General features: G+C 71.1%; 7 protein-coding genes. All 7 read left to right on the forward strand.

What is annotated here, in order from left to right; all coding sequences use genetic code 11:
• Positions 1 to 168 precede the first annotated feature (168 nt).
• Positions 169 to 549: a polyketide cyclase / dehydrase and lipid transport gene (locus QH276_RS24815; protein ID WP_280399936.1), complete on the forward strand. Its 381-nt coding sequence runs from the start codon at positions 169 to 171 to the stop codon at positions 547 to 549.
• 42 nt (positions 550 to 591) lie between these two features.
• Positions 592 to 1,029 carry an SRPBCC family protein gene (locus QH276_RS24820; RefSeq protein WP_280399937.1) on the forward strand — a complete coding sequence of 146 codons (438 nt, stop codon included), beginning with the start codon at positions 592 to 594 and terminating at the stop codon, positions 1,027 to 1,029.
• A 74-nt stretch (positions 1,030 to 1,103) separates the two neighbouring features.
• Positions 1,104 to 2,657 carry a TRC40/GET3/ArsA family transport-energizing ATPase gene (locus QH276_RS24825; RefSeq protein WP_280399947.1) on the forward strand — a complete coding sequence of 518 codons (1,554 nt, stop codon included), beginning with the start codon at positions 1,104 to 1,106 and terminating at the stop codon, positions 2,655 to 2,657.
• A complete protein-coding gene (locus tag QH276_RS24830) occupies positions 2,654 to 3,178 on the forward strand; it encodes a hypothetical protein (RefSeq protein ID WP_280399938.1) in 525 nt (174 codons plus the stop codon). The genes QH276_RS24825 and QH276_RS24830 overlap by 4 nt, the downstream gene beginning before the upstream one ends.
• The gene (locus QH276_RS24835) at positions 3,175 to 4,149 is read left to right on the forward strand and encodes an ROK family protein (protein ID WP_280399939.1); all 975 of its coding nucleotides are present in this window, start codon (positions 3,175 to 3,177) and stop codon (positions 4,147 to 4,149) included. The genes QH276_RS24830 and QH276_RS24835 overlap by 4 nt, the downstream gene beginning before the upstream one ends.
• 261 nt (positions 4,150 to 4,410) lie before the next feature.
• Positions 4,411 to 5,136, forward strand: coding sequence for a lysophospholipid acyltransferase family protein (locus tag QH276_RS24840; protein WP_280399948.1), 726 nt, complete (start codon positions 4,411 to 4,413; stop codon positions 5,134 to 5,136).
• A 21-nt stretch (positions 5,137 to 5,157) separates the two neighbouring features.
• Positions 5,158 to 5,725: phosphoribosylanthranilate isomerase (locus tag QH276_RS24845; protein WP_280406921.1), on the forward strand; the 568-nt coding region annotated here is incomplete at its 3' end.

Genomic DNA, 5,725 nt, shown 5'->3' on the forward strand with positions numbered 1-5,725 from the left:
CGCCCCCCCCCCCCGCCCCCCCCCCCCCCCCCCCCCCCCCCCCCCCCCCCCCCCCCCCCCCCCCCCCCCCCCCCCCCCCCCCCCCCCCCCCCCCCCCCCCCCCCCCCCCCCCCCGCGGCGCCGAAGGCGCCGCAAATAAACACAGCACCATCCATTACGCTCAGCCGGGTGAGCAGTATCCAGGTCGCCGACCAGACGTTTCTCGCCGCGCCGGGCGCCGCGGTGGCCGCTGCGCTGGACGCGCCGGGGAAATGGCGGCGCTGGTGGCCCGATCTCGAACTCGATGTCCGGGAAGACCGGGGCGACAAGGGGATTCGCTGGTCGGTGCGCGGCGCGCTGACCGGCACCATGGAGGTGTGGCTGGAACCCTCGCTGGACGGGGTGATTCTGCACTACTTCCTGCACGCCGAACCGCCGCGGCAGCTGCCGCCGCGCAAACTCGCCGCGGCCAACCGGGAGCGCCGCATCGCGGGCAAGGTGATGTCGTTCGAGCTCAAGGACCGGCTCGAGGGTGATCGGCCGGCCGGGGTCCGCCCGCCCGGGAACTGACGAATTCCATACCGCACCGCCGAAAGGAACCACTGAGAACCTATGGCCGACCGGACCCAGAGATCGATCGTCATCGCGGCGCCCGCCCAGCAGGTGATGTCCGTTATCGCCGATCTGGCGTCCTACCCCGAATGGGTATCGGCGGCCAAATCGGTGGAGGTCCTCGAGACCGGTCCGGACGGTCGTGCGCGCACCGCTCGTTTCGTGCTCGACGCCGGCGTCGTCAAGGACACCTACGTGCTGTCCTACACCTGGCGGCCCGATGATCTGGCCGTGAGCTGGACGCTGGTGCAGGGTGACCTGCAGAAGGCGCAGGACGGCCGCTACGAACTCGCCGAACAGCCGGACGGCGGCACCGAGGTGCGCTACGAACTGACGGTGGATCTGACCATTCCGATGATCGGCATGTTCAAACGCAAGGCGGAGAAGGTGATCACCGATACCGCGCTCAAGGAACTGAAGAAACGGGTCGAAGGCTGACCGGGCCGCGCACCGAACCGAACCCGGCCACCCGCGACGGCGCGCCGGGCCCGGGGTCCCGGACGCGGGTCGAACTGTTCGTCGGCAAGGGCGGGGTCGGTAAGACGACGCTGGCGTGCGCGCAGGCCATGGGGTACGCGCGCGAGGGGCGGCGGGTTCTCGTGGCCTCCTTGGACCAGGCCCATTCCCTGGGCGACGCGCTGGGTTTCCGGTTCGCCCACGATGCGGGCGCGGTCCCCGGGATCACCCGGGTCGTCCCCGGCCTCGAGGTGATCGAACTCGATTCGCTGGCGCTGCTGGAGGACCGGTTCCGGGAGGTCGCCGATCTGCTCGCGTTGGATCCGGGCCATGATCACGGCTTCGATCTGCGGGCGCTGGACCCGGCCGAACTCACCGGGCTGCCCGGTGTCCAGGAATTGCTGATGCTGGTGGAGATCGCCCAGTACGCCGCCGACGGCGAATGGGAGGTGATCGTCCTCGACTGCCCGCCCACCGCGGATATGCTGCGTATCCTCACCGCCCCCGACACGCTGCTCGGCTATCTGGACCGGCTCTGGCCGCCGCATCAGCGGATGATGAGCGCGATCGGCACCGACCTGCGGCGCGCCGTCCTGGCGGCGACGATGCAGCGGATCGTCGCCGCCGTCACCGAGGTCCGGGATCTGCTCGCCGATTCCGGGCGTACCGGTGCCCGGCTGATCACGCTGCCGGAACGAGTCGCGGTCGCGGAATCGGCGCGGGTGCGCTCGGCGACGGCGCTGCTCGGCCTGCGGCTCGACGCGGTGGTGGTGAACAAGGTGCTGCCCGCGGTCCCGCCGCCGGGCCCGGAACCGCAGCATCCGGCGGTGCGCTGGTACACCCACCGCTACGCCGAGCAACTGGACGTGATCGCCGGACTGCGCCGGTCGATGCCGGAAGTCCCCGTGCTGGTGGCGGGTCATACGGGCGCCGAACCGGTGGGTCTCGGCCCGCTCGCCGGGCTTTCGTGTGTCGTCGCCGCGGACGAAACCGTCTCCGGCTTTGCCGGCCCCGGGTCCGCTACCCGTATCCAAGGCATCGCGGCGGCACCGGGCACGGCCGGTGGTCCGGCCGTCGGCGGCACCGACGAGAGCACCCGCGGCACCGCGACCGATACCGGCGACACCGCGTCCGCGCCGCGGGCCGGCGACACCGGGGCCACTGAGAACACGGCCCTCGGTTCGTCCGGTAGTGGGACCGGACGGGACGACGCCCGCGACACCGCGGCCGCCGGGGGCCCGTCCGAAGTTCCGTCCGGCCGTACCGGTGGCGACACCGCGGCCGTTCGGCGTGACAGCGCCGCGGGTTTGCGCGACGATGCGGGTTCGGCGGCGCACCCGCCCGCCGACACCGCCGGACCCACCGTCCGATTGGAATCGGGCACCGGGCTGAATTCGGTATATGCGCTGCGTATCCAGCTACCGGTCGCGGATCCGGCCACGCTGCGCCTGGGACGAGTGGAGGACGATTTGATCGTGGGAGCCGACGGCGTGCGCCGGCGGTTGCGCCTGGCGCCGGTACTGCGCCGCTGCACCGTCAGCACCGCCGAACTCGACAACGGATATCTGGTGATCCGTTTCCGCCCCGACCCCCAGGAGTGGCCGCGATGACCGGAACCGACTACCGGCAGCCGGAGGGTATCGCCGAATTCGCCGACGAGCTGCGGCTGCTCGCCGAGGCCGTGCTCGAACGGGTGGAACCGGTCCTGCGGGAGGCCGCCGCGGACGGCGAACCGGAATGGGCCAACTGCACCTGGTGCCCGCTGTGCGCCGCGGCCGCGCTGATCCGCGGGGAACACCACGAGGTCCTCGCAACCGTGGCCGCGCACGGTACGGCCATCGTGACCGTCCTGCGCGAGGCCTTGGCCGGCGCACCGGTCGAGCCGGTCCTGCCCCACGATCACGGCACGAAACCTCCTGCGGCACAATCCGATTCCGGGGAGACCCGGCACACCGCGGCCCCCGGCGATAGCGCGGGCTCCGGTACGACCCGGCCCGGCGGCGAAACCGGCGGCGCGGCAGGCGATCAGAGCCCGCCCGGCCGGCCGGATGACACCACCGGGGCGGGCGCTCGCGCCGCCGGGGCCGGCAAGTCGCGCTATGTCGGTATACCCGTGACCATCAAGCCATGAACGCCGCCGGACCGGGCACTCCCCTCACCGTCGGTGTCGATATCGGGGGGACGAATATTCGCGCCTCCGTGGTCGACGCGACCGGCGAGGTGCTCGATACCGTGCAGTGCCCGACCCCCCATTCGGCTCCGGCCCTGGAGGCCGCGCTCGATCGCGCGGTCCGCGAACTCGGTGACCGGCACAGCATCGACGCCGTCGGCCTGGCCGTGGCCGGATTCGTTTCCGCCGACCGCAGCACCGTCCGGTTCGCTCCGCATCTGCCGTGGCGTGACGCACCGGTCGCGCACCGCCTCACCGAGCGGCTCGGCCTGCCCGTACTGCTCGAACACGACGCCAACGCCGCGATGTGGGCCGAGTACCGCTTCGGTGCCGCCGCCGGCGGCCACAATGTGGTGCTGGTGGCCATCGGCACCGGGATCGGCGCGGCCCTGCTGATCGACGGCGTGCTGTACCGCGGTACCCACGGTGTCGCACCGGAACTCGGCCATCTGCAGGTGGTACCCGGCGGCCGCGAATGCGGCTGCGGCAAACAGGGTTGCTGGGAGCGTTACTGCAGCGGGACCGCCTTGGCCGAATCCGCGATAGAACTACTGGCCACCTACTCGGCGCCATCGATGCTGGCCAAGGAGATCACCGCCGACCCCGGCGCGCTCACCGGCCGCCGGGTGGCCGGCGCCGCCCAGGACGGCGATCCGCTGGCTCTGCGGGTGATGGCCGATTTCGCCCGCTGGCTCGGGCTCGGCCTGGCGTTCGTCGGCGATATCTTCGACCCGGATCTGGTGGTCGTCGCGGGCGGGGTGAGCAGTTCGGCCCCCTTGTTCCTCGACGAGGCCCGCGAGGAATACGCCGCCGCCGTCACCGGCCACGGACACCGCCCGTTGGCCCGTATCCGCACCACCCAGCTCGGCGAGGCCGCCGGCATGATCGGCGCCGCCGAACTCGCCCGCACCGCCCTCATCCCCCGCCACTGACCTCGGTCCCCACCTTGCCCACGGGTGGCACCCGAACCCACCGCCGACATGGCTCGGGCTCGCGTGGCGCGAGCATCTCCGAAACTCAGCAAGACGGTCTGCCCCGAGACCGCATTCGGCCGGCCCCTCCCCGTACCACCGAACTCCGCGCCATATATACACATTTAACAAGGCCGGGGTTGGAGGAGGTCCGTGACCGGCGGTAGAGTCGGCAACCAAGGCTCCCCACATTTCCATCCCGATTCCCGGAGTAAGGACGTCATGTTCTACTGGCTGCTCAAGTTCGTGCTGCTGGGTCCGTTCATCCATCTGTACAACCGGCCCGAGGTGGAGGGCGTGGAGAACATCCCGGCCGAGGGTGCGGCCATCATGGCGGGAAACCACCTGTCCATCGCGGATTGGCTCTTCGCTCCGTTGACGAGCCCGCGCCGGATCAACTATCTGGCCAAGGCCGAGTACTTCCACACCCCGGGTCTCAAGGGACGGTTCCAGAAGTTCTTCTTCAGCGCCTCCGGCCAGTACCCGATCGATCGCAGCGGCGCCGACGCCGCCGAGGACGCGCTCAACGCCGCCCGGAAACTGCTGGACGAGGGCCGGCTCGTGGGCTTGTACCCCGAGGGCACCCGCTCCCCCGACGGCCGGCTCTACAAGGGCAAGACGGGGATGGCCCGCCTCGCGCTGGAAACCGGGGTCCCGGTGATCCCGGTGGCCGTGATCGGCACCGATCAGGTGAGCCCGCCCGGACGGTTCCGCTGGCGGCGGCGCAAGGTCACCGTGAAGTTCGGTAAACCGATCGACTTCTCCCGGTACGAGGGGATGGCGGGGAACCGTTTCGTCGAGCGAGCGGTCACCGACGAGGTCATGTACGAGCTGATGCAGATGTCCGGCCAGGAGTACGTGGACGTGTACGCCGCGAGTTTGAAGAAGAACGTTCCGTCGGGCCCGTCCTCGCATACGCCGCGCATTCCGGAGTCCGCCGCGAGCTGAGCTCGGGCGTACCATGATCAGGTGACGGTTCGCGCGAAGGTTTGCGGTATCCGCTCCCGGGCCGACCTGGAAACGGCGGTCAGCGCCGGCGCGGACGCCGTGGGGTTCATCTCCGGCACCACGCACACCAGCGAGGATGCGCTGACCCCCGAGGCCGCCGCGCAGTTGTGCGCGGCGACGCCGTCGTTCGTGAACCGGGTATTGGTGACCCATCTCGAGGACGCCGCCGCCATTCTCGACCTCGCCGATCGGGTCGGTGTTGACACCATCCAGGTCCACGGCCTCGTCGACCATGCCACGCTGCGCGCTGTACACGCGGCCGCGCACAATCGCACCATCGTGCGCGCCGTCCACGTCACCGGCGCCGAGGCGATCGCCCGCGCCCGGGAGGCCGCGGCGGATTGCGATGCCGTCCTCCTGGACTCCCGTACCGCCGACCGGCTCGGCGGTACCGGCCGGACCCACGACTGGGCGGTGAGCGCGCGGATCGTCGGCGAACTCGCCCGCCTGGGCCGGCCGGTGATCCTGGCCGGCGGGCTCACCGCCGACAATGTGGACGAGGCGATCGCCGCCGTGCACCCGTTCGGGG

Source organism: Nocardia carnea (genome assembly GCF_029869215.1).
GTDB classification, from domain to species: Bacteria; Actinomycetota; Actinomycetes; order Mycobacteriales; family Mycobacteriaceae; genus Nocardia; species Nocardia carnea_B.